Below are 20,941 nucleotides of genomic sequence, written 5' to 3' on the forward strand. Positions count from 1 at the left end.
CCGGCACCGGAGGAGGTGTCACCGTGCGTCGCCTGGCCACCGCCCTGCTGATGCTGATCGCGTTGGCCGGCTGCGCCGCCGATCCGGCGCAGCCGCCACCGCCGGCGTACAACAGCACCGACGTGATGTTCCTGCAGATGAGCCTCGACCACATCCGCCAGGGCGAGCAGGTCGTCGCGCTCGCCGGGCCGCGGGCCACCGACCCCCGGGTGCGCGCGCTGATCAACGAGCTGGGCGCTCAGTGGCAGAGCGAGGCGGCCACCATGGGCCGCTGGCTGACCGGCTGGCAGCAGCCGCCGTCGGCCGACCCGGCCGCCGGCGCCCACGCCGGGCACGGCGACCTGCACTCGCTGCGGCCCGCCGACATCGCCGAGCTCGAGGCCGCCCGCGGGGCCGACTTCGACCGTACGGCGGTCAGCCTGCTCCTGGGCCACCTGCACAACTGTGTCGAGGTGACCCGGATGGAGGTGACCGGCGGGCAGTACCCACCCGCCAAGGCCCTCGCCGAGACCATGACCGCTCAGCGGCAGTCGCAGATCCAGGCCATGCTGGCCCTGGCGGCCTAGGCCGTGTGGCCCTGATTGAAGCTTCAAATCAGCAGTACGATGGGCCGGTGACCGCCGAACCGCCGCGCTGGCTCAGCCCCGACGAGCTGCGGGCCTGGCTGCCCGTGGGCGGCCTGCTGCTGAAGCTGCCCGCCGCCCTGGACGCCCAGATGCAACGCGACTCGGGTCTGAGCCACTTCGAATACCTCGTGCTGGCCAACCTCTCCGAAGCCCCCGAGCGCACCCGCCGGATGAGCGCGCTGGCCGCGCTGGCCAACGGCTCGCTGTCCCGCCTCTCGCACGTGGTCAAGCGCCTGGAGGCCCGCGGCTGGATCGAGCGCCGGGCCTGCCCGTCGGACGGCCGCTACACCAACGCGGTGCTCACCGACGCCGGCTGGGAGAAGGTCCTGGCCAGCGCGCCCGGCCACGTGGAAGCCGTCCGCACGCTGGTGCTGGACGCGTTGTCCCCGGCCGAGCTGGACCAGCTCGGCGCCATGGCCCGGCGGTTGCTGGAGCGGCTGGAACCGGGCGACGCCCGGAATGCCTTCCCGGGCTGATCAACCGGGCCGATAGTGTCGCGGCATGGCCGACCTCATCGCCCCCACCGCCCGGCTGCACGCATCGTGGCTGCGCTCCCGCGACGACTGGGGCGCCGGCGTGCACCAGGACGGTGCGGGCCTGCGGCCGGAGGACGACGTGGACAGCCCGGACGGCTTCGCCGCGTGGGTGCGCCGGTTGTTGCGTGAGGCGGATCCGGCCGAGCCGCTGCCGGAGGACCGGGTCCACTGCACGTACTGGTGGATCGTCGAGGACGACGAGGTGCTCGGCGCGATTGCGCTGCGCCACCAGCTCAACGACTTCCTGCTGCGGGCCGGCGGGCACATCGGTTACGGCGTACGGCCGTCGGCGCGCCGCCGCGGGCTGGCGTCGTTCGCGCTGGGCGGGGTCCTGCCGTACGCGGCCGGGCTCGGCCTGACCCGGGTCCTGGTCACCTGCGACGTGACCAACGAGGGCTCGCGCCGCACGATCGAGCGCAACGGCGGCGAGCTGGAGGACATCCGCGACACCGAGATCGGCCGGCTGCGCCGGTACTGGATCACCACGTCCGGCAGCTGAGTTCCATCCCGTCCTCGACCGGGAAGTCCACCGTGGCGTAACCGTGGGCCGGGTCGCGGACGTAGGCCAGATAGGGCGCCATGCTCACCAGGCCGGTGTCGTCGGCGATCACCAGGGCGCCCGGAGCGAGCCGCGGCTCCAGCTGCCGCAGCACCGGCAGGCAGAGGTCCTTCCAGCCGTCCAGCAGCAGGAAGTCCACCTGGCCGGGCACCGCGGCCAGCGTCTGCCGGGCATCGCCGCGCAGGATCGTCACGGCCCGGTCGAGCCCGGCCTCGGCCAGATTGGCCCGGGCCGCCGCCACCTTGGTGCTGCTGAGCTCGGTGCTGAAGACGTGCCCACTGCCGTTGTCGGTCACCCCCGCCGCCAGGTAGATCGTCGACACGCCGTAGGAGGTGCCGAACTCGACGACCGTGGCGGGGCGGGTGGCGCGGACCAGGGTGTAGAGCAGGTCGCCGCCGCGGGCCGAGATCGGCATGGAGACCTGATCCAGCGTGTCCGCCCGCTCCTGCGGCGGCGCGGTGGTGAAGGGGCGGTCGGCGGGCCACAGGTCCGGGTAGCGCGCTGCCGCGTCGAAGAGGCGCTCGAGGAGCGCGGGAACGGGTGCGTGGGTCAGGGAGTTCGGCATGGGCTTCGCCCAGCTCACGATCGAGGGCATCGCGGCGCGCGCGGGAGTCGCCAAACAGACCATCTACCGCTGGTGGCCCTCGAAGACCGACGTGCTGTTCGACGCGTTCGCCGGCGACGCCGCAGGACCTGGAACCGCCGGACACCGGCGAGCTGGCCGGAGACCTGCGCGGGCATCTGGAGAACCTCGCGCAGTACCTGACCCACTCGGATGCCGGCGCGGTCTTCCGCGCGCTCACCGGGCAGGCGATGCACGACCCCGAGCTGGCGGCCCGGCTGCGGGCCGAGCACCTCACCCACCAGCGGGCGCGCGACCGCCGCCCGCTGGAACGCGCGGTGGCCCGTGGTGAGCTGCCCGCCGACACGGACCTCGACGCGGCCGTCGACCGGCTGGTCGGCCCGGTCTACTACCGCGTGCTGGTCACCGGGCAGCCGGTCACTCCGGACTTCGTCGAGACCCTGGTCCGGTCGGTGGTGCCGTAGGGTCGCTCAGCCGACCAGGCGGCGTTCCCAGGCCCAGGCGGCGATCTCCACCCGGTTGCGTGCCCCGAGCTTGGTCTGCACGCTGCCCAGGTGCGTCTTCACGGTGCCCACGGAGATGAACAGCTGCGTCGCGATCTCCGCGTTGGTCAGCCCGCGGGCGGCCAGCTTGACCACGTCCAGCTCACGCGGGGACAGGCCGCCGTCGTCGCCGGTCGGAGCCGGTGGGGACAGGTGCTCCAGCAGCCGTACGGTGATCGACGGGCTGATCAGCGCGTCCCCGGAGACCGCCGCGCGCACCGCCTCGACCAGCAGCGCCGGCCCCGAGTCCTTCAGCAGGAAGCCGGCCGCGCCGTTGCGCAGCGCCTGGTGCACGTACTCGTCGAGGTCGAAGGTCGTCACGACGACCACCTTGATCGGATCCGCGACGCCCGGGCCGGCCAGCAGCCGCAGGGCCTCCAGGCCGTCCATCCGGGGCATCCGGATGTCGAAGAGCGCCACGTCCGGCTTGAGCTTGCGGGCCATCGCCACCGCCTCGACGCCGTCCGCGGCCTCGCCGATCAGCTCCATGTCGGGCTGCGCGCCGATGATCATGCCGAAGCCGGTCCGTACCATCGCCTGGTCGTCGGCGATCATCACGCGGATCACCGCGTCACCTCCTGGTCGAGCGGCAGGGCGGCGTCGACGACCCAGCCGCCATCGATGCCCGGCCCGGCGGTGATGCGCCCGCCGACCGCGCGGACCCGTTCGGTCAGGCCCACGAGACCGTACCCCGGCGCCTCGCGCGGCATCGCGGCGCGCGGCGCCGCGCCGTCGTTCGCCACCCGGACGAGCAACCAGTCGGCGGTACGGCGCACCCACACGTCCGCGACCCGGGCGTCCTTGGCGTGCCGGCGGATGTTGGTCAGCGCCTCCATCACCACCCGGTACGCCGACGTGGACACCTCCACCGGGAGCCCCGCCGTGCTGCCGTCCACGTGCAACCGGGCGAGCACCTCACCCGCGTTGCTGAACTGCTCCAGCAGCGGGCCCAGCTCGTCCACCCCGGCCAGCGGCGCGAGCGGCGCGTCCGGCCGGGCGTTCGGATCGCGCAGCACCCCGACCATGCGGCGCATCGAGGCCATCGTCTCCGCGCCGGCCGCCTCGATCTGCTCCAGCGCCAGCAGCACCCGCTTGGGGTCCTGCTCGGCGATGAACCGCGCGCCCTGCGCCTGCACGACGATGCCGGTGACGTGGTGGGCGATGAAGTCGTGCAGGTCCCGGGCGAACTCGGCGCGCTGCTCGGCGCGGACCGAGTCCATCGCGCGTACCCGGGTCGACTCGATGATGCGCAGGTAGACCGCCAGGGCGATGACCGCGGTCGCGACCAGGCCCAGGGCCAGGCCGGCGATGACGTAGTCGGCGCCGGTGCCGGACCGCAGCGGCATGAACCCGATCGCCATGCCGAGCAGCAGCACGGCGCCGACGGCCCACCGGCTGTCGCCCCGGCGGCACACCACGAACATGACCGCGAGCAGGCCGACCGACTCGGCCAGGCCGAAGCTGCTCCCGACGCCGCCGGACGCGCCCCCGATCCCGATGGTCAGCAGCAGGGAGAACGCGGCCAGCAGCATCGCGGCCCGGGGGAGCCGGGCCGAGCCCTGCCGGTGCGGGGGCAGCCAGACGGCGGCCGTCGACAAGGCGCCGATCAGCAGCGCGAAGGCCAGCGGCACCCCGCCCGCGGACACGCCGGTGGCCAGGTCGATCAGCCCCAGCATGGCCATCACCAGCAGGGTGGCCAGCTGAGCGCCCCGGCGGATGAGGTTCGGTCGCGTCAACATCGTGACCCAGCGTAACCGCTGCTCAACGCGCCTCCATCGGCCGAAAGACAGATCCCCCGCGACCGCCGATCCCCGCTGCGGGCTGATGCGCGGGGTGCCCGCCGACCATCAGGCTGCTCCCAGCTTCACCGCCGAGCCCACCCGCGGCGGAAAACCCGAGCAACTTCGCTCCTGTGGAGGATCCCGATGAGAACGCAGTCCCCGGCCGCCGCGCCGACGACATCGATGGCCGGCCCGGACGACGGTATGACCGCCGTCGCCGCCGTGGACCTGGTCAAGGTGTACGGCAGCGGGCCGACCGCCGTCCGTGCCCTCGACGGCGTGACGGTGGGCTTCGCCCGCGCCCAGTTCACCGCCATCATGGGACCGTCCGGCTCCGGCAAGTCCACCCTCATGCACTGCCTGGCCGGCCTGGACACGGCCACCTCCGGCCGGGCGCTGCTGGGCGGCACCGACCTGACCGTGCTCAGCGACAAGGTGCTCACCCGGGTCCGCCGCGAGCGGATCGGCTTCGTCTTCCAGTCCTTCAACCTGCTCCCGCAGCTCACCGCCGAGCAGAACATCACCCTGCCGCTGGACCTGGCCGGCCGGCGGGCCGAGTCCGGGCTGTTCGCCCACCTCGCCGACGTGCTCGGTCTCAACGGACGGCTCACCCACCGGCCCAGTGAGCTCTCCGGCGGCCAGCAGCAGCGGGTGGCGCTGGCCCGGGCGCTGGTCTCGCGCCCCGAGGTCGTCTTCGCCGACGAGCCGACCGGCAACCTGGACTCCCGTTCCGGCGCCGAGGTGCTGTCGTTCCTGCGCAACTCCGTACGCGAGCTGGGCCAGACCATCGTCATGGTCACCCACGACCCGGGCGCCGCCGCGTACGCCGACCGCGTCGTGCTGCTCGCCGACGGCAAGGTGGCCGGCGAGCTGGACCGGCCCGACCGCGCGTCGATCGCCGACGCCCTGCAGCACCTGGGGACCTACCGATGAACGTGCTCCGTACCCAGCTGGCCGGCGTCTCCCGCCGCCCGGCCCGGCTGCTGCTCACCGGGCTGGCCATGCTGGTGGCGTCCTTCGTGGTCTACGCCACCGTGCTGGCCCAGCAGATCACCGAGCGCACCATGCTCGAAGGCCTCAGCGGCACTCCGGCCGCCGCCGACCTCGTCGTCGGCGGGGAGTCGGAGACCGGCAACCTGCCGAGCATCAAACCCGCCGAGCTGGCCCGGCTGCAGGCCGCGCCCGGCGTCGCCGAGGTGGTCGGTCGGGCGGAGTTCGGCGGCCAGACCGGCAACGACTACCTGAACATCATGGCCGACCCGGGCAGTGGCCCGCTGGCCGTCTCCCACGTGACCCAGGGCCGGTACCCGTCCGCGCCGGGCGAGATCGCGGTGACCCCGCGTACCGCGGACCGGATTGGCCTGCCCGTGGGCACCACCGTCTCGCTCACCACCGCCTGGGACGACGACGGCAAGCCCAGCAAGACTGTGCGGCTCAAGGTCACCGGTCTGGCCGACGCCCGGGACGACTACGGCTTCACCGCGTACGCCCCGACGGCCAACGTCCTGGCGCTGGCCCCCGAGGTCGTCATGTACAAGGTGGACCTGCGTCTGGCGCCCGGTGCGGATGCCGCCGCCGCCCGTACCGCGGTGGACCAGATCGTGCAGAGCACGCCGGCCCCGCCGGAGGGCTTCGAACGCGCGCTGGTCCGCACCGGCATCGACGTGCGCACCGACGAGGCGAACCGGGCGGCCTCCGACCTGAACCAGCTGTTCGCGGTGGTCGGGATGTTCGTGGCCATCGCCGTGGTCGCCGCCGGGCTGGTCGCCACCTCCACCTTCCGCATCGTGTTCGCCCAGCGGATGCGCCAGCTCGCACTCTTGCGGGCCGTCGGCGCCGGGCGGGGCTCGATCAGCCGGGCGCTGGCCGCCGAGGGTGCGCTCACCGGATTCGTCGCCGGACTGGTCGGCGTGCTGGCGGCCATGGCCGTCGGGCACATCCTGCCGCCGGTGCTGCGTGGCTTCGACGTCGCGGTGTCCTCGCCCGGTGTCCCGGTGCTGCCCGCGGCCGGGGTCATCGTGCTGTCGGTGCTGATCACCGTGCTGGCCGTGCTGGCCCCGGCGTTCTCGGCCGCGAAGGTCGCCCCGCTGGAGGCGCTGCGCTCGGCCAGCACCACCGGCGGGCGGCGGGACATCGGCAAGCTGCGCTGGGCGTTCGGGCTGCTGCTCACGCTGATGGCGGCCGGCGCGGCCGCGTACGTGATCACCAACCTGCCGGGCCGCGACCCGAAGAACTACGACCCCGCCCCGATGCTGCTGATGGTCGTGATCTCCGGGGCGCTCGCGTTCTTCGCCCTGATGGCGCTGGGCCCGGTCCTGGTCCGGCCGGTGCTGGCCACGGTGGGCTGGCCGCTGCGCCGGCTCGGCCCGGTCGGCCGGCTCGCGGTCGGCGGAGTCGGCGGGGCGCCCCGCCGGGCCGCGGCCGTGTCGGTCGTGGTGGCGCTCGGCGTCACCCTGATCGCCGGCGTCGTGGTGACCGGCGCCTCGGTCCGGGTCCTGGCCGACCGCGAGATGGCCTCGGCCGTACCCGCCGACTTCGAGCTCGCCGCCAACGCCGAGGAACAGGTCCCGGCCGCCCTGGTCGACCAGGCCAAGTCCAGCCCCGACCTGGCCCACGTGACCCCGTACCGGCGCCTGAGCACCGTGACCATCGGCGGCACGGAGTCGCAGCTGCAGGCCACCGACCTCGACATGGACGCGCTGCCCACGCTGAAGGACATCGACGTGTCGGCCGGCACGCTGGCCGGCATCAAGCCCGGTGCCGTGGCGATCTCGGGCTTCGCCACCGACATGTCCGGCCTGACGGTCGGCGACACCACCACACTGGCCAGCGGCAAGAAGAAAATCAAGGTCACGATCGCGGCCGTGCTGCCGGACACCGGGCCGCTGCAGTCGTCCCTGCTGCTGGACCCGGGTGACCTGAGCAAGCTCGGGGCGCCGGCGACGTTCTCCGGGTTGCTCGCCGACGCGGCGAAGGCGGGCGAGGACGGGCGCACCGCCGGCCAGAAGGCCATGCAGCAGCTCGTCCAGGGCAACGCGGGCCTCGGCATCACGGTGCTGGCCGACCAGCGGGACCAGTTCAACCTGATCCTCAACGGCATCCTGGCGGTGGCGATCGGTCTGGTCGGCCTGACGGTGCTGATCGCGGTGGTCGGCGTGGGCACGACGACGGCGCTGTCGGTGGTGGAACGGGTCCGCGAATCGGGCCTGCTGCGGGCGGTCGGCCTGTCCCGCGGCGGCCTGCGCGCGATGCTGACGGCGGAATCGAGCCTGTACGGCGTGATCGGCGCGACCATCGGCCTGGCCCTGGGGGTGCCCTACGCCTGGCTGTCGATCAAGGCCCTCGGGGTGAACGCACCCCTGGCGCTACCGGTGTGGCAGCTGGCGGCGGTGTTCCTGGTGCTGGTGGCGTTCACGGCGCTGGCCGGGGTGCTGCCCGCCCGGCGCGCATCGCGGGTCAGCCCGGTCGCCGCGCTGGCGACCGACGGCTGATCCGGCGGCCCCCGGCGTTCATGGACGCCGGGGGCCTCGTTCTTGTCGCATGCGGCGGATAGGTTTCCGGAGTGACCGATCAGCCCGCACAGCTCCCCTCCGACGGCGTGACGTTCGACGGCGCGGATCTCGCCGCGGTGGATCCCGAGCTGCGGGAGCCGTTACCGGCGATCATGGCGGCGACTCCCCGGCCGTTGACCCTCGACGTGCTGCCGGCGCGGCGCGCGCTCGGCGCCGAGCTGCGGCCGGCCGACGAGCTGCTGTCGCGGGACGGCCGGATCACGCTGGAGAGCCGGCAGGCGGGGGAGACCGGCGTGCTGATCGCGCGGCCGGCCGGGGTGCGGGGGCCGCTGCCCGGCGTCGTCTATCTGCACGGCGGCGGGATGATCGCCGGGGACGAGCGCAGCGACCTGCCCGGGGTCCTGGACTGGGTCGAGCAGGCCGGCGTCGTGCTCGTCTCGGTCGACTACCGGCTCGCTCCCGAGCACCCGTATCCGGCGGCGGTCGAGGATTGTCACGCCGCGCTGGCCTGGACGGTGGCCCACGCGGAGGAGCTGGGGATCGACGGCCGGGTGGTGCTGGCCGGCACCAGCGCCGGCGGCGGGCTCGCGGCCGGCACAGCGTTGCTGCACCGCGACCGCGGCGGGGCGGAGCTGGCCGGGCTGCTGCTGAGGTGCCCGATGCTCGACGACCGGAACGTGGACGCGCCGGTGCGGCCGTACGACACGTGGAGCTCGGTCTCGAACCTGACCGGCTGGACCGCCGTGCTGGGTGCCGCCCGCGGCGGCCCGGACGTCTCGCCCTATGCCGCCCCGGCGCGGGCCACCGACCTGTCCGGGCTGCCGCCGACCTTCATCGACGTGGGCACGGCCGACATCTTCCTGGACGAGGACGTGGCATTCGCCCAGCGGATCTGGGCCGCGGGAGGCCGCGCCGACCTGCACGTGTGGGCGGGCGGATACCACGCCTTCGACCACCTGGTCATGGACGCGCAGATCTCCCGGGAGGCCCGGGCCTCCCGGGTCGGCTGGCTGCAGCGGATCCTGGCGCCCGCTTCCTAGGCCACCGTGTAGTGGGTGACCGTGTCCTCGCGGCCGATCAGGGAGTCGTCGTCCTCGGGATGGAAGACGGCCCGGGTGATGTCCGCACCCGCGAAGCCTGGATCACCTCGATCGACTCCCACCAGCTCAGCGTGACGACCTCGGTGCGGCCGTCGGCCGGTCGGTGGCGACCCAGCCCCGCCACATGCGTGCGATCATCCGCCCGACACTAGGCCGTGCACCATCCGCAGGACCAGCCCCGCGGCCTGCCCCGGATCGTCACCCACGACACCGAGCGCGTCGTAAGCCGGGAACGACGTCGCCGCCACCACCGCGGCCAGCACCGGCTCACTCTGCCCGGGCAGCAGCCGCCGGAACTGCTCCCGCCGCCGGTCCTCCCGGCCGGCGAGATGCGCGGCGATGCCGGCGTCCACCGCGGCCAGCCCGAACAGCGGCCGCAGCACCGGGCGCTCGCCGTGCCAGAACCGGCAGGTCTGCTCCACCACGAAGGCCAGCGCCTCGTCCCGGCCGAGCTCCCGCGCCGCCGTCAGCACCTGATCCATGCCGGCCCGGCCGGTCAGCTCGGTGAGCACCGCGTCGAGCAGCCCGGCCTTGTTGCGGACCTGGTTGTAGACGGTGACCCGGGTGACCCCGGCCCGGGTGGCGACGGCTTCGAGGGTGAACTCCCGCCACGGCACGGTGGCGAGCAGCTCCCGCGCGGCGGCGACGACGGCCTGCCGGGTCGCTGCGGTGGCGGCGGCTCGCCGCATCGCCGGAACCCCCAAATCGCTTGACGTCATGTATAGCGAGTCACTATACACGGTGTATGACGAATGGAACGCTGATCGAGTTCGGCGGGCTGCCGGGCACGGGCAAGTCCACCCTGGCCGGTCATCTCGCCGACCGCAGCGGCGCGGTGTGGCTGCGCATCGACGAGATCGAGGGCGCGATGCGGCGTAACGGGCTGACGGCGGGGCAGACCGGGGTGGCGGCGTACTCGGTCGCCCACGACGTGGCGGCGAGCCACCTGCGGCGCGGGCTGACGGTGATCGCGGACGCGGTGAACCCGGTGGACGCGGCGCGCCTGGGCTGGCGCGACCTGGCCCGCTCGGTGCACGCCCGGCACGTCGTCATCGAGACGTCCTGCCCGGACGCGGCCCGGCTGGACCGGATCGCCGCGCGGGAGCCGGATCTGCTCGTGCCGCTGACGCCGGAGGACTACGAGCCGCGGACCGACGACCGGCTGATCGTGGACACGACGCGGCCGCTGACCGAGTGCCAGGCCGACGTGGCCCGGCATGCGGGATTCGCGGCGTGAGCGACCGGCCGTTGGGCGGGCCGGGTCCGGAGGGGCCGGGTTCGGGCGGCGGGTCGTCCGGTGCGCCGGGCTGGGCCGGGGTGAGCGACTGGCCGCTCGCCGGGCTGCGGCTGACCTGCCGTGAGGTCTCGCTGCGACCCGTCCGGGAAGCGGACCTGCCGGCACTGGCGGCGGTCCTCCCCGCCGACTTCGAGCAGGACCCCCGCCTCGAGCCCTTCCCCGGCCTGAGCGCCGAGGCCGACCGGCGCCGGCTCTTCTACCAGGGCTACTGGAAGTCGCTGGGCGTGTGGTCGCCGTCGGCGTGGGTGCTGCACTTCGCGGTCGCGTACCGCCATGAGCTGGTCGGGGTCCAGACGCTGGAGGCCGAGAACTTTCCCGCGCTGCGGACCGTGGATTCGGCGTCCTGGCTGGTGCCGGGGGTGCGCGGGCGGGGGCTCGGGACCGCCATGCGGACAGCGGTGCTGGGCCTGGCCTTCGACCGGCTGGGAGCGGTCGCGGCGGTGTCGTCGGCCGTCGCCGGCAACGCGGCGTCGCTGGGGGTCTCGCGCCGCATCGGGTACGCCGAGAACGGGGCCGGGCTCATCGTCGTACCCGGTGGTGAGGTGGCTGAGCTGCGGAATCTCCGGCTCACCGCGGAGGCGTGGCGGGCCTCGGGACAAGGCCGGGCGGTGACGGTCGACGGGCTGGCACCCTGCCTGCCGTGGTTCGGACTGCACTGATCTCATCGGTGCGCCGGGGGCAGGGTGAACCAGAAGGTCGCCCCGCGCCCGTTCTCGCCCTCGGCGTGGATCTCGCCGCCGTGGCGTTCCACCGCCCGGTGCACGGTCGTCAGGCCGATCCCGGTGCCGGGGAAGTCCGCCGCGTTGTGCAGCCGGGCGAACGGCCGGAACAGCTCGACCGACTTCCCGGCCGGGAAACCCGCCCCGTTGTCCCGGATGTAGTAGCTGGGGTTGTCGCCCGGCCCGCTCCAGCCCACCTCGATCAGGGGCTCAGCCACCCGCCCGGTGAACTTGCACGCGTTGTTGATCAGGTTTTCCAGGATGACGCGGACCAGTCCCTCGTCGGCGTCGGCGGTCATGTCGTCGGTGACAGTGAACCGGATCTCGCGGCCCGGCTCCCGCGCCGACACCTCGCCGATCACCTGCCAGGCGATCGCGGTGAGGTCGAAGCGTTGCCGGCGCAGCTCGCCCCGGCTGGCCCGGGCCAGGATCAGCAGCGACTCCACCAGATCGGCCATCCGCCCGGCCGCCGCGTGGATCCGTTCCACCCGGTGCCGGACCTGGGCACTGAGCGGCTCGTCGTCCTCGTCGAGGATCGTCTCGGCGAAGCTGCTGATCACCTGCAGCGGCCCGCGCAGGTCGTGCGAGACGGAACCGCTGAACGCCTCCAACTCGCGGTTGCGCCACTCCAGCTCCTCGACCAGGGCCGCCCGGGTCTCGGCGAGCTGCCGGGCCGCCCGTTCGCCGGCCGCGTCGAGCTCCCGGCGCATCAGCTCCTCACGGATGCGGCGGCTCTCGTCGAGGGACTGCTTGCGGCGGATCTGCCCGCGGACGTGGGCCCGCAGCGTCTCCGGACCGTCGGCGGCGCGCACGTAGTCGTCGGCGCCGGCGGCGAGGCAGTCCAGCATGGCGTCGTCGTGGTCACCGGTCATGATGACCGGGGTGTCACCGATCTGCGGAACCTCCTTGATCCGGCGGCAGATCTCCCGGGCAGCACCGCCGGCACCGTCGAAGCTCAGCACGATGCAGTCGACCGGTTGCGCCGCCAGCAGATCCAGCGCGTCGTCGCCGGTGCCGGCCGGGACCACGTCGTACCCGTCGTCGCGCAGGGCGTCGCCCAGCGCGGTCAGCCGCTGCCGGTCCGACGTGACGGTGAGGACCTTGCCCGGCCCGTGCAGGCTGCCGGTCACCTCGATGGGCAGCTGCTCGGCGCTGGTCCGCAGCACGGCGGCGAGCTTGGCCAGCACGACGGCGAGGTCCTGCTGCTTGCGGACGAACGCGTCGGCGCCCGCCTCCAGCATCTGCACCTCGGTCGCGTAGTCGTCCGACGCCGTCATCAACAGGCACGGGATGTCGCGCAGGGCCGGATCGAGCCGCAGCCGCCGGATCACCGTCGCGCCGTCGATGCCCGGCATGACCCCGTCGACGATGACGGCCTGCGGCCTGCGGTCGGCGGCGGTGCGCAGGCCCTCCTCGCCGGAGTTGGCGGTGATGACGGCGTACCCCTCGGGCTCGAGCAGCTCCCGCAACTTCTCCCGGAAGGTGATGCTGTCGTCGATGACCAGCACCGTGGTGCGGTCGTCGATCCGGAACGGGTCCTCGCCGAGCAGCTGCCGCGCCCGCGCCACGACGTGACCGGCGTCGTAGGGCTTGCCGACGTACTCGTCCGCCCCGGTCCGCAGCCCGTGCAGCCGGTCGGCCACCTCGGCCTCGCTGGAGAGCAGCACGGTGACCGTGCCCTCCCGGCCGGGATGGGCGCGCAGCTCGCGCAGCAGCTCGACCCCGTCGGCGTCGGGCAGCAGCACGTCCAGCACCGCGACGTCGAAGTGCGCGCCGGCGAAGGCCGCCCGCGCCTCAGCGCCGTTGGCACAGAGGATCGACCGGAAGCCGTCGGCCTCGAAAGCCTCGTGCAGATCCATCCGTACGGTGAGGCTGTCATCGACGATGAGCACCGTGTGCTTGTCCACCGGGGGGCCCATCCCCGTCTCGTGGCGTCCGTCGGTGCTGCGGTCGGCCTGATGGACGGTCGGGGCGGAACCGGGCGGCGGGGCCAGCCGGCCGACCGCCTCGTGGGTCGGACGGCTCATCGCCGGACCCCCACCTGGGACGACAACTCGCCGAGGCGCCCGGCTATCCGGGACGGCGGCATGATCATGCCGGCCGCGCCCAGCAACGCCGCCTCCCGCGGCATGCCGTAGACGACACAGGTCGCCTCGTCCTGGGCGAACGTGTGCCCACCGCGGGCCCGCATCTGCAACAGTCCGAGGGCACCGTCCCGGCCCATCCCGGTGAGCAGACAGCCGGCCGCGCCGGTCCCGTACTCGGCGGCCACCGACTCGAACAGCACGTCGACCGACGGCCGGCAGGAATGCCGGGGTGGCCCCTCGCTGAGGCGCAGGTGACCCTCGCGGACGAGCAGGTGGCGGTCCGGCGGCGCCAGCAGGATGCGGCCGTTGAGCGTGCGGATCGACTGGCCGTCCACGGCATAGCTGACGTTGCGCCCGGTCTGCCCGGCGAGCCAGTCGGAGAACGCCACGGCGAACGGCTCGCTGGCGGCGATGTGCTGCACGCACAGCACCGGTGGCGCGAAACCGGCGGGCAGCGCGCGGAGCAGCTCGGTGAGCGCCCCGGGCCCGCCGGTCGAGGCGCCGAGAGCGACCACCTTGATCCGCTCGTCGGTGCTGAGCTGCGGGGGAGCGGTCGGTGCCTGCACGGCCGGTTCGGGTGTGCCCCGCCGGCGGCCGTCGAGCCGCGCCCGCGGGTGGGTGATGACCCGGATCCGCGACACCAGCCGCACGGTCGAGCACAGCCGCCGCGCCCACCCGGTGTCGGAGTCGTCCCCGCGCGGCTTCTCCAGGACGTCCACCGCGCCGGCCGCCAGCGCGTTGTAGGTGCTGAAGAGCTCCTGCCGGTCGGCCGAGGAGACGACCAGGATCGGGGTCGGGAACTCGGCCATGATGTGCTCGGTGGCGACGAGCCCGCTCATCGTCGGCAGCATCATGTCCATGGTGACCACGTCGGGCCGCAGCCGCCCGACCAGTTCGACGGCCTGCCCGCCGTCGAACGCCTCGCCCACCACCTGCAGCTCCGGATCGGTCGCGAGCGCCGCCCGCAGGGCGTGACGCATGGTCGCCGAATCCTCGACCACCAGAACGCGGATCATGCGGGGTTCCCCTCTCGCACGGCCCGCCGGCGGATGTCCCTGCTCCCGGTGTCTCCGCGCCGGGTGTCGTCCCTCATGCCGGCACCAGCCGGCGGATGTGGGCGAGCAGCTCCTCCTGGTTGAACTCGCCCTTGACCACGTAGGCGCTGGCCCCGACGGCGACGCCGCGCTGCCGGTCCTCGGCGCTGGCCCGCGAGCTCACCAGGATCGCGGGCACCCCGGACAGCTCGGGGTCGGCGCGGGTCTCGGCGACGAAGGTGAACCCGTCGATCCCCGGCATGTCGATGTCGGTGAGGTAGAGCCCGTACTGCCGGGACCGGGCCATGTCCAGGCCCTCCTCACCGGACGCGGCCAGGTCGACCTCGTAACCGGCCGACTCGAGGATGCTGCGCTCGAGCATCCGGGTGGTCAGCGAGTCGTCGACGACGAGAATCGGCAACCGGCGGGCGGGCTCGGCGGGCGCGGCGCCGCCCCCGCCGAGCCGGTAGGTCTCCGCGATGAGCCCCTGGGCGTCCAGCACGAGCCGGGGGTTGCCGTCGAGATCCATCGACACGCCCCCGATGACGGAGGCCGCGGGGGCTAGGTCGGGCAGCGGCCGCACGACCAGCGTGGACGTGCCGGCGAGCCGGTCGACGCCGACGGCCACGGCCCGCTCCTCGGTGCCGACGATGACGGCCACCGTGGGCCCGCCGCCGTCGGGGACTGTCGTGCCCGCGTACAGCGCGCGGGCCAGCGGGAGGAACGGCACGGCCTCACCGTCGTGCGCCATCTTCCCGGTGACGGCCGCGGCCGCGGCCTGTTCAGGCAGCAACCGTACGCAGGTACGCACGGAGTCCAGAGGCACAGTGGCGACGGTCCCGGCCGCCTCGAGGATCAGTCCGTGCATCGACATCAGGGCGAGCGGCAGCACCAGCTCGACGACGGCGCCCCGGCCCGCCTCGGTCCGTACGGACACGTCCCCGCCGAGCTGGTCGGCGACGTCCCGGGCGACATCGAGCCCGATGCCCCGGCCGGCCACCTCGGTCACCGTCGGGGAGGTGCTGATGCCACCGCGCAGCACCAGCTCGACCAGCGTCTGCTCGTCGGGCGGCGTCCCACCCCGCATCAGCAGACCCCGCGCTTCCGCGGTACGCCGGACCGCGGCGAGATCGAAGCCCCGGCCGTCGTCCGTGCAGCGGAATGCCACGTACCGTCCGCGCCGCTCGACCTCCACGATCACCCTGCCCTCGACGGGCTTGCCGGCGGCCAGCCGGTCCCGATCCGGCTCGATGCCGTGCGCGACAGAGTTGCGAACGACGTGCAGCAGAGCGTTGTTGGCCAGGGCCAGCACCTGGGGGTCCAGCCGCAGCTCGCCGCCACGGCCCTCGAACCGCACCCGTTTGCCCTGGGCGTCGGCGGCGTCGCGCACCGCCCGGTGCAGCCCGGTGAAGATGCTGGAGGCGGACACCAGCCGCAGCCGCTCAGCCCGCCCCCGCACCTCGTCCAGCTCCCGCTCGACCTGCTCGACGGTGTCGGTGATCCGCCGCCCGAGCGCACCGAGATCCGCGGCGAGACGAGCGGCGACGACCCGCGCGGCGTCCGTGTGCGCGGCGGTGCGCCCGACGCGCAACTGATCGGCGAGGGCCTCGGCGGACCGGGTCAACTGATCAAGAGCATGCCCCCCGGTACGCAGCGGCGCGAACCGGGCGTGGGCCTCACCGACAGCATCGAGGAGCTCGTCGACATCGGCCGTCGAACCGCGCGCGGCGGGCGCCGCGTCGGGGTGTGAGGGGGTCTTGGCGGCCTCCTCGCTCTTCGCGTGTCCTGGGTCGTTCCCGGCTTCGCGGTCGCGGTGATCCGGCTTGTCGACCGGGACGGGCGGCGTTGCGGCGGGCTCGCTGCCCGGCCCGTTGCTGTCCCGCGGTCGCCCGGTCGCCGGCGTGCTCCGGTCGGCTTCCGGCCGGCCCGCCACCGTTCGTCCGCCGTCGATCCGCGGTGCTGGTCCTTCCGCCGGCTGATGCTCTGTCCGGAGTTCGCCGCCGTCCTGTTGCCCGCTGGGCCGGCTGGACTCGTCCCGGTGTTGTCGTGCGCTGCCGGTCCGGGTTCCGCTGTCGTGCCGTCCGTTTCCCGGCACCGCTCCGCCGGCCGGTGGTCCGCCGCCCGCCTCCGTCCCGGCTTCCACCCCTCGTTCCGCCGCTCGCCCCGGTTCCGGGCCGCGATCGCCGGGCGCGCGCAGACCGGGCGACGGGCTCGCCCCACCCGGAGTCATCCCCGGCGGGAATCGCGGCGGCGGGTCCGGCTTCGGCCGCTGCGGCTCGAGGGCGGCGACCCGCTCCTCGATCTCGTCGTTGAGGCGCAACAATTCCCGCATCTCGTCCGCGGGCAGCGGTTCGCCGCCGCTGCGGTGCGGCACCAGCACTTCCTCGAAGGCGTGCGCCCGGTCGGCGATCTCCTGCTGGCGTACCACCCGGGCGGCACCCTTCAGGGTGTGCGCGAAGCGCAGCAGCCGCGCGACCAGGTCCGGCCCGGGCTGCTGGTCCAGGTCGAGCACGCCCGCGCTGATCTGATCGACCAGTTCGCGCGCCTCGACCCGGAAGTACCGCAGCGGATCCTGGCTCATCAGCGCCGACCGGTGCCGACCAGGTCGAGCAGGTCTCCGGAGAGAGTGGACAGGTGCGCCGCGGTCTGTTTCGTCTGCACCGCACTCGCCTCCGTCTCCCTGGTCACCCGGGCGGTGTCCGACGCCGCCACGTTGACCTGTTCGACCGCCGTGGTCTGTTGCTTCGTCGACAGCTCGATCTCGCGGGTCGCATCGTTGGTCGTGGCGACCAGCTGGGCGATCCGCCGGAACGAACTAGTGGCGTCGTCGAACTGCCGCGAGCCCGCGTCGACGCTCTTGGCGCCGATCTCCGTGGCCATGACCGTGGTGTTCACCGCACCGCGGACGTCGTCGATGAGCGCGCGGATCTCCTTGGCCGACCCGGCGGTACGGTCGGCCAACTTGCGGATCTCCTCGGCCACGACGGCGAACCGCCGCCCCCACTCGCCGGCCCCGCTGGCCTCGATGGTCGCGTTGATGGCGAGGATGTTGGTCTGCTCGGCCAGTTCGGACACCAGATCCACGACGCCGCCGATCTGCTGCGACTTCTCGCCCAGGGCCAGCATGTGCTGCACGATCTGGTCGACCTGGGTACGGATGGCCGAGATCGAGGCCCGGGTCTGGTCGATCGTGGCGTCGCCGGTCTGCGCCGCCTCCGCCGTGTCCTCCGCGATCTTCGACACCCGCTGGGCGCTCTCGGCGATCTGCCGCGACGTGATCAGCAGTTCGCTGATGGTCGTGGTGATCTCGCTCATCGCGCTGGCCTGGTCGCGCCCGCCGGTCGCCTGCTGGGCGGCGGCGGCCTCGAGCTCGGCCGAGGAACTCTGGATGTGCCCGACGGCGGCGCCGACCTCACGCCGCAGGTCGCGATTGAGCCGCCAGGCGATGTAGCCGCCGCAGGCCATGGCCAGCAGGCCGAGCACGATGATCAGGATGATCCCCTGAGTGGCCCGGGCCGAGGAGTCGCGCCGTGCGGTCTCCACGTCGGCGCGGACCTTGGTCGTCAGAGCGGAGATCGATTTCTGGAGTGTCTCGCGGGCCGGCCCCACCTCGGTGGCGTTGAGCTGGCTGATGTTCTGCAGGTCGGTGATCGTCTTGCGTTTCTCGATGACCGGCTGCAGGACCGCCGCGTGCTGGGCCTCGGTGGTTGCCACGGCCTCCAGCAGGGCTTTCGTCTCCGGGTCGGTGAGGGTGCCCCGCAACTGCACCACCAGCTCCAGGAATTCCTCCCGGTCCTGCGCGGTGAGGTTCAGGAACTCCTCGTTCCCGTTGAGCAGGTACGCCCGGTAGTCGCTGATCCGGCTCTCCGCCTTGGTCGTCAGGTGCTCGGCGCTGCCCAGATCATCGACGGCTTCCCGGATCGCATCGTCCTTCGCGTCCACGACGATGGACAGCGCGGTCACCGAGGACGCGCCCATGATCAGGGTCAGGGCCACGGTCAGCCCGAATCCGAGCCCGAGCTTGTTGCCGAAGGTACGTTTGGCCATGCCCGTCACCGCTCCTCGGTGTTGTACGTGGTGTGTCCGGTCAGCTGGTGGACGACCGCCCGGGCCGACAGCAGGTCGACGATGGGCCGGATGCCGCCCGGCAGCGGAACCATGCCGCGCAGCACGTCACGCCCGGCGTTACCGCTCGCCTCGTCGACGATGGTCGAGGTCGGCACCCGCACGTGGCCGTCGAGATCGTGGAACGCCAGCGCGAGGGGCGGGGCGCCCGCGGCGACCACGAGCCAGCGCGGGCGCTCCGGCGCGGGATGTCCCAGCAGTGCCGCCAGGTCGTAGACGGGCACGATGGCGCCGCTGAAGCCGGCCACGCCCAGCAGCGCCGCCTGCGGTCCGGGCAGCGGCGTGACGGGCCGGTCGGAGTGCACCCCGGAGGCCTGCGCGAGGCGCAACGCGTACGGGCGGCCGCCGGCCCGGATCGCCAGTAGCTCGGCGTACTCGGCGTCGTGCTGGCGCGCCGGCTCGGCGAAGGAGCGGTCGAAGTCGTCGCGCAGCTCGGTGAGGCGGTTCTTCACATCGTTGGGACTCATCGGTACGCCCCGCAGGCGTCGAGCTCGGCCCGGCAGAGCGTGGTCAGGGCGATCCGGCCGAACCCGCCGCCGAACAGGGCGATCCGCTCGTCGCGTTCCCGGCGGAGCAGGCCCAGCGCCCGGTCCAGTTCCGGCACGGCGATCCGGTTCTCGCCGCGGCGCCGGGCGAGCAGGCCCAGCCGTAGCCGCGGCATCGCGAAGTCCGGGTCGAGGTAGGCGGCGAGCCGGTAGTGGCCGATCGCCACGTCCACGGCGGCCCCGCCCTCCAGGCACACCGCCAGCTGGTGATGGGCGTCGGCGTACAGCCCGTCGGCGTCGAGCAGGCGCCGGCACAGCATCTCGGCCTCGTCGAGGCGGCCGGCGCCGGCCAGCAGGACAGCGTGCAGCAGGACGTCACGCGGAGTGCGCCCGTCCATCGGCTCGGCCTCGATCAGGCGCAGCGCGTCGGCGAAACGCTCGTCGAGCAGCAGCCCCATCGCGCGGTCGTGGACGCCGGACGCCACCGGCCCGGGCGGTTCGGGCACGTGCCTACGGGCCGGCGCGGCGACCGGCGGCAAGGCATCGAGGCGCGACACCGGCTGCTGCCGCCGGTAGTAGAAGGTCTGGCGCGTGTGCTGCGGCTCCAGCCCGTCGGGACGGCTGCCGAGCGAGTCGGTGTGCCCGAGGAACAGATAGCCGCCGGGCGACAGCGCCCGGGTCATCCGCTGGATCAGGGACTCCCGTACCTGCGGTGTCAGGTACATCAGCAGGTTGCGGCAGAACACGACGTCGTACTGGTCCGGGCGCCACAGCACCTCGTCGTCGTTCGCCACGTTGTACTGCTGGAAACGCACCGTCGACCGGATGGTGGCGTCGAGCTCGAACTCGCCGCCGTCGGCGTGGAAGTAGCGTTGCCGGATCGCGTCCGGGGTCTCGCGCAACGACCAGGTCGAGTACCGCCCGGTCCGGGCCCGCTGCAGCACCGCGGGGTTCGCGTCCAGTCCCTGCACGGAGATGATCCAGTCCGCCCCGGGCTGCACCTCCCGCGCCACGATCGCCAATGTGTACGCCTCTTCGCCCGATGAGCAGCCCACCGACAGCATGCGCAGCACCCGCTGGGACGAGCGGGCCGCGATCCGTTCGGGCAGCGCGACGTCGGCGAGGACGCGGAACTGCTCGCCGTGGCGGTAGAAGTAGGTCTCGTTGATCGTCAGGTCCTCGGCCAGCGTCGTCAGCTCGTCGTCCCAGTTCTCCCGGGCGAGCCGGACCAGATAGCGGGCGTGGCTGAGCCCGTGCTCCGCCGACCGCTTGGCGAGCACCTCGGCCAGCTGGCGCATGTCGTTGTCGTCGAAGGTCCAGCCGAGCTTCGCGGCGAGCACACTCCGGAACCGCGTGACCTCGGCGGAGGGGGTCATGACGGCACCGCCAGGCTCGCTGCGGCGGCCCAGACCTCATCCGGCACCAGCCGCATGCTCTGCAACAACAGCACCGGCGCCGCGTCGATCGTGCCGACGGCGGCGATGAGGCGGGCGGGAGCGTCGCCGAGCAGAGCTTCATGGCGTCCGGCGCTGCTGGTGCTGACTGTCCGCACCCCGTGGATGTCGCCGGTCGCGAACGCCACCGGGCCGCGTTCGGTCCGTACCGCGATGAAGCGCGACACGTCGGCGCCGGCCCCGCCGAGCAGCCGGGCCACGGCGACCACCAGTGTGGGGATGCCGCGCATGATGCAGATGCCCGTCACGAACGCGGGAGTGCCGGCGAGGGGATGGGTGGCCAGCGGCCGCATGGTCTCGATGACCTCGTCCAGGCGGAGGGCACAGAGCAGCGGCCCGGCTCGGAAGACGAGCGAGCTGTCCCCCACAGGACTCTCTGCAGGTGGCGCCATTTGTCCGGGCTGCACCATTCGCTCAGGCTAGCGGTGATTTCGGCAGCATTAGCGAGAATGTTTCAGTCTGCCGGGTCCTACGGGGCACAAATGTCACGTCGGGTAGCCG

21 protein-coding genes and 1 pseudogene are annotated in these 20,941 nt (G+C 73.2%); 10 read left to right on the forward strand and 12 right to left on the reverse strand.

The window, feature by feature from the left end; all coding sequences use genetic code 11:
- Window positions 1-23 precede the first annotated feature (23 nt).
- From Aau02nite_RS16450 to Aau02nite_RS16460, 3 genes are read left to right on the forward strand one after another with little or no spacing between them, the layout of a single operon-like run.
- Window positions 24-566, forward strand: coding sequence for a DUF305 domain-containing protein (locus tag Aau02nite_RS16450; RefSeq protein ID WP_246595193.1), 543 nt, complete (start codon window positions 24-26; stop codon window positions 564-566).
- A 47-nt stretch (window positions 567-613) separates the two neighbouring features.
- Entirely contained in the window at window positions 614-1,102 is a 489-nt protein-coding gene (locus Aau02nite_RS16455) for a MarR family winged helix-turn-helix transcriptional regulator (protein WP_212989297.1), read from the forward strand.
- 25 nt (window positions 1,103-1,127) lie between these two features.
- Window positions 1,128-1,661, forward strand: coding sequence for a GNAT family N-acetyltransferase (locus Aau02nite_RS16460; RefSeq protein WP_212989298.1), 534 nt, complete (start codon window positions 1,128-1,130; stop codon window positions 1,659-1,661).
- Here Aau02nite_RS16460 and Aau02nite_RS16465 read toward each other — a convergent pair.
- Window positions 1,642-2,286 carry an O-methyltransferase gene (locus tag Aau02nite_RS16465; protein WP_212989299.1) on the reverse strand — a complete coding sequence of 215 codons (645 nt, stop codon included), beginning with the start codon at window positions 2,284-2,286 and terminating at the stop codon, window positions 1,642-1,644. The genes Aau02nite_RS16460 and Aau02nite_RS16465 overlap by 20 nt on opposite strands.
- Between Aau02nite_RS16465 and Aau02nite_RS47665 the strand changes: the two are divergent.
- Window positions 2,285-2,341 (forward strand): annotated as a pseudogene (locus Aau02nite_RS47665) (hypothetical protein); the annotation flags it as partial. The gene Aau02nite_RS16465 and the pseudogene Aau02nite_RS47665 sit on opposite strands and share 2 nt — an antisense overlap.
- 121 nt (window positions 2,342-2,462) lie before the next feature.
- A complete protein-coding gene (locus Aau02nite_RS47670; RefSeq protein WP_307857902.1) occupies window positions 2,463-2,768 on the forward strand; it encodes a TetR-like C-terminal domain-containing protein in 306 nt (101 codons plus the stop codon).
- 6 nt (window positions 2,769-2,774) lie between these two features.
- Here Aau02nite_RS47670 and Aau02nite_RS16475 read toward each other — a convergent pair whose 3' ends face one another.
- Together Aau02nite_RS16475 and Aau02nite_RS16480 are read right to left on the reverse strand one after the other, a co-directional pair.
- Complete coding sequence (locus tag Aau02nite_RS16475; protein WP_212989301.1) at window positions 2,775-3,413, reverse strand: response regulator; 639 nt, start codon at window positions 3,411-3,413, stop codon at window positions 2,775-2,777.
- Window positions 3,410-4,585, reverse strand: coding sequence for a sensor histidine kinase (locus Aau02nite_RS16480; protein ID WP_212989302.1), 1,176 nt, complete (start codon window positions 4,583-4,585; stop codon window positions 3,410-3,412). The genes Aau02nite_RS16475 and Aau02nite_RS16480 overlap by 4 nt, the downstream gene beginning before the upstream one ends.
- Before the next feature lie 186 nt (window positions 4,586-4,771).
- On the opposite strand from Aau02nite_RS16480, the gene Aau02nite_RS16485 reads away from it, so the two are divergent.
- The 3 genes from Aau02nite_RS16485 to Aau02nite_RS16495 all read left to right on the forward strand — a co-directional run bounded on the left by Aau02nite_RS16485 (window position 4,772) and on the right by Aau02nite_RS16495 (window position 9,179).
- Window positions 4,772-5,560, forward strand: coding sequence for an ABC transporter ATP-binding protein (locus Aau02nite_RS16485; RefSeq protein ID WP_212989303.1), 789 nt, complete (start codon window positions 4,772-4,774; stop codon window positions 5,558-5,560).
- Window positions 5,557-8,118, forward strand: coding sequence for an ABC transporter permease (locus tag Aau02nite_RS16490; protein ID WP_212989304.1), 2,562 nt, complete (start codon window positions 5,557-5,559; stop codon window positions 8,116-8,118). The genes Aau02nite_RS16485 and Aau02nite_RS16490 overlap by 4 nt, the downstream gene beginning before the upstream one ends.
- A 71-nt stretch (window positions 8,119-8,189) precedes the next feature.
- Window positions 8,190-9,179, forward strand: coding sequence for an alpha/beta hydrolase (locus Aau02nite_RS16495; RefSeq protein ID WP_246595194.1), 990 nt, complete (start codon window positions 8,190-8,192; stop codon window positions 9,177-9,179).
- Here Aau02nite_RS16495 and Aau02nite_RS47390 read toward each other — a convergent pair.
- Together Aau02nite_RS47390 and Aau02nite_RS16500 are read right to left on the reverse strand one after the other, a co-directional pair.
- Window positions 9,176-9,301 carry a hypothetical protein gene (locus tag Aau02nite_RS47390; protein ID WP_281420992.1) on the reverse strand — a complete coding sequence of 42 codons (126 nt, stop codon included), beginning with the start codon at window positions 9,299-9,301 and terminating at the stop codon, window positions 9,176-9,178. The two genes, Aau02nite_RS16495 and Aau02nite_RS47390, sit on opposite strands and share 4 nt — an antisense overlap.
- A 72-nt stretch (window positions 9,302-9,373) precedes the next feature.
- A complete protein-coding gene (locus Aau02nite_RS16500; RefSeq protein WP_212989305.1) occupies window positions 9,374-9,928 on the reverse strand; it encodes a TetR/AcrR family transcriptional regulator in 555 nt (184 codons plus the stop codon).
- Between the two features lie 56 nt (window positions 9,929-9,984).
- Between Aau02nite_RS16500 and Aau02nite_RS16505 the strand changes: the two genes are divergently transcribed.
- Window positions 9,985-10,476, forward strand: coding sequence for a P-loop nucleotide/nucleoside kinase family protein (locus Aau02nite_RS16505; protein ID WP_212989306.1), 492 nt, complete (start codon window positions 9,985-9,987; stop codon window positions 10,474-10,476).
- Between the two features lie 80 nt (window positions 10,477-10,556).
- Entirely contained in the window at window positions 10,557-11,195 is a 639-nt protein-coding gene (locus Aau02nite_RS16510) for a GNAT family N-acetyltransferase (protein WP_212989307.1), read from the forward strand.
- Between the two features lie 2 nt (window positions 11,196-11,197).
- Here the strand turns inward: Aau02nite_RS16510 and Aau02nite_RS16515 are convergent, their stop codons facing one another.
- From Aau02nite_RS16515 to Aau02nite_RS16550, 7 genes are all read right to left on the reverse strand, one after another.
- A complete protein-coding gene (locus Aau02nite_RS16515) occupies window positions 11,198-13,282 on the reverse strand; it encodes a response regulator (RefSeq protein WP_246595195.1) in 2,085 nt (694 codons plus the stop codon).
- On the reverse strand, window positions 13,279-14,358 hold the full coding sequence (gene cheB, locus Aau02nite_RS16520; RefSeq protein ID WP_212989308.1) for a chemotaxis-specific protein-glutamate methyltransferase CheB: 1,080 nt from the start codon (window positions 14,356-14,358) through the stop codon (window positions 13,279-13,281). Before cheB ends, Aau02nite_RS16515 begins: the two co-directional genes overlap by 4 nt.
- Before the next feature lie 73 nt (window positions 14,359-14,431).
- Window positions 14,432-16,957, reverse strand: coding sequence for a response regulator (locus Aau02nite_RS16525; protein ID WP_246595196.1), 2,526 nt, complete (start codon window positions 16,955-16,957; stop codon window positions 14,432-14,434).
- Complete coding sequence (locus Aau02nite_RS16535) at window positions 16,957-18,423, reverse strand: HAMP domain-containing methyl-accepting chemotaxis protein (RefSeq protein WP_212989309.1); 1,467 nt, start codon at window positions 18,421-18,423, stop codon at window positions 16,957-16,959. The genes Aau02nite_RS16525 and Aau02nite_RS16535 overlap by 1 nt, the downstream gene beginning before the upstream one ends.
- Window positions 18,424-18,428: 5 nt before the next feature.
- On the reverse strand, window positions 18,429-18,968 hold the full coding sequence (locus tag Aau02nite_RS16540) for a chemotaxis protein CheW (protein WP_212989310.1): 540 nt from the start codon (window positions 18,966-18,968) through the stop codon (window positions 18,429-18,431).
- Entirely contained in the window at window positions 18,965-20,362 is a 1,398-nt protein-coding gene (locus tag Aau02nite_RS16545; protein ID WP_212989311.1) for a CheR family methyltransferase, read from the reverse strand. The genes Aau02nite_RS16540 and Aau02nite_RS16545 overlap by 4 nt, the downstream gene beginning before the upstream one ends.
- Window positions 20,359-20,808: a chemotaxis protein CheW gene (locus Aau02nite_RS16550; RefSeq protein WP_246595197.1), complete on the reverse strand. Its 450-nt coding sequence runs from the start codon at window positions 20,806-20,808 to the stop codon at window positions 20,359-20,361. Before Aau02nite_RS16550 ends, Aau02nite_RS16545 begins: the two co-directional genes overlap by 4 nt.
- Window positions 20,809-20,941 lie beyond the last annotated feature (133 nt).

It is taken from the genome of Actinoplanes auranticolor (genome assembly GCF_018332655.1).
Taxonomy (GTDB): Bacteria; Actinomycetota; Actinomycetes; order Mycobacteriales; family Micromonosporaceae; genus Actinoplanes; species Actinoplanes auranticolor.

Excerpts from the sequence above, each read along its gene's own strand:
- cheB (WP_212989308.1), bottom strand. The coding sequence starts at position 14,358 with ATGATCCGCGTTCTGGTGGTCGAGGATTCGGCGACCATGCGTCACGCC.
- Aau02nite_RS16465 (WP_212989299.1), bottom strand. The coding sequence starts at position 2,286 with ATGCCGAACTCCCTGACCCACGCACCCGTTCCCGCGCTCCTCGAGCGC.
- Aau02nite_RS16525 (WP_246595196.1), bottom strand. The coding sequence starts at position 16,957 with ATGAGCCAGGATCCGCTGCGGTACTTCCGGGTCGAGGCGCGCGAACTG.
- Aau02nite_RS16480 (WP_212989302.1), bottom strand. The coding sequence starts at position 4,585 with ATGTTGACGCGACCGAACCTCATCCGCCGGGGCGCTCAGCTGGCCACC.
- Aau02nite_RS16540 (WP_212989310.1), bottom strand. The coding sequence starts at position 18,968 with ATGAGTCCCAACGATGTGAAGAACCGCCTCACCGAGCTGCGCGACGAC.
- Aau02nite_RS16535 (WP_212989309.1), bottom strand. The coding sequence starts at position 18,423 with ATGGCCAAACGTACCTTCGGCAACAAGCTCGGGCTCGGATTCGGGCTG.
- Aau02nite_RS16490 (WP_212989304.1), top strand. The coding sequence starts at position 5,557 with ATGAACGTGCTCCGTACCCAGCTGGCCGGCGTCTCCCGCCGCCCGGCC.
- Aau02nite_RS16485 (WP_212989303.1), top strand. The coding sequence starts at position 4,772 with ATGAGAACGCAGTCCCCGGCCGCCGCGCCGACGACATCGATGGCCGGC.
- Aau02nite_RS16515 (WP_246595195.1), bottom strand. The coding sequence starts at position 13,282 with ATGAGCCGTCCGACCCACGAGGCGGTCGGCCGGCTGGCCCCGCCGCCC.
- Aau02nite_RS16505 (WP_212989306.1), top strand. The coding sequence starts at position 9,985 with ATGACGAATGGAACGCTGATCGAGTTCGGCGGGCTGCCGGGCACGGGC.
- Aau02nite_RS16460 (WP_212989298.1), top strand. The coding sequence starts at position 1,128 with ATGGCCGACCTCATCGCCCCCACCGCCCGGCTGCACGCATCGTGGCTG.
- Aau02nite_RS16545 (WP_212989311.1), bottom strand. The coding sequence starts at position 20,362 with ATGACCCCCTCCGCCGAGGTCACGCGGTTCCGGAGTGTGCTCGCCGCG.
- Aau02nite_RS16500 (WP_212989305.1), bottom strand. The coding sequence starts at position 9,928 with ATGCGGCGAGCCGCCGCCACCGCAGCGACCCGGCAGGCCGTCGTCGCC.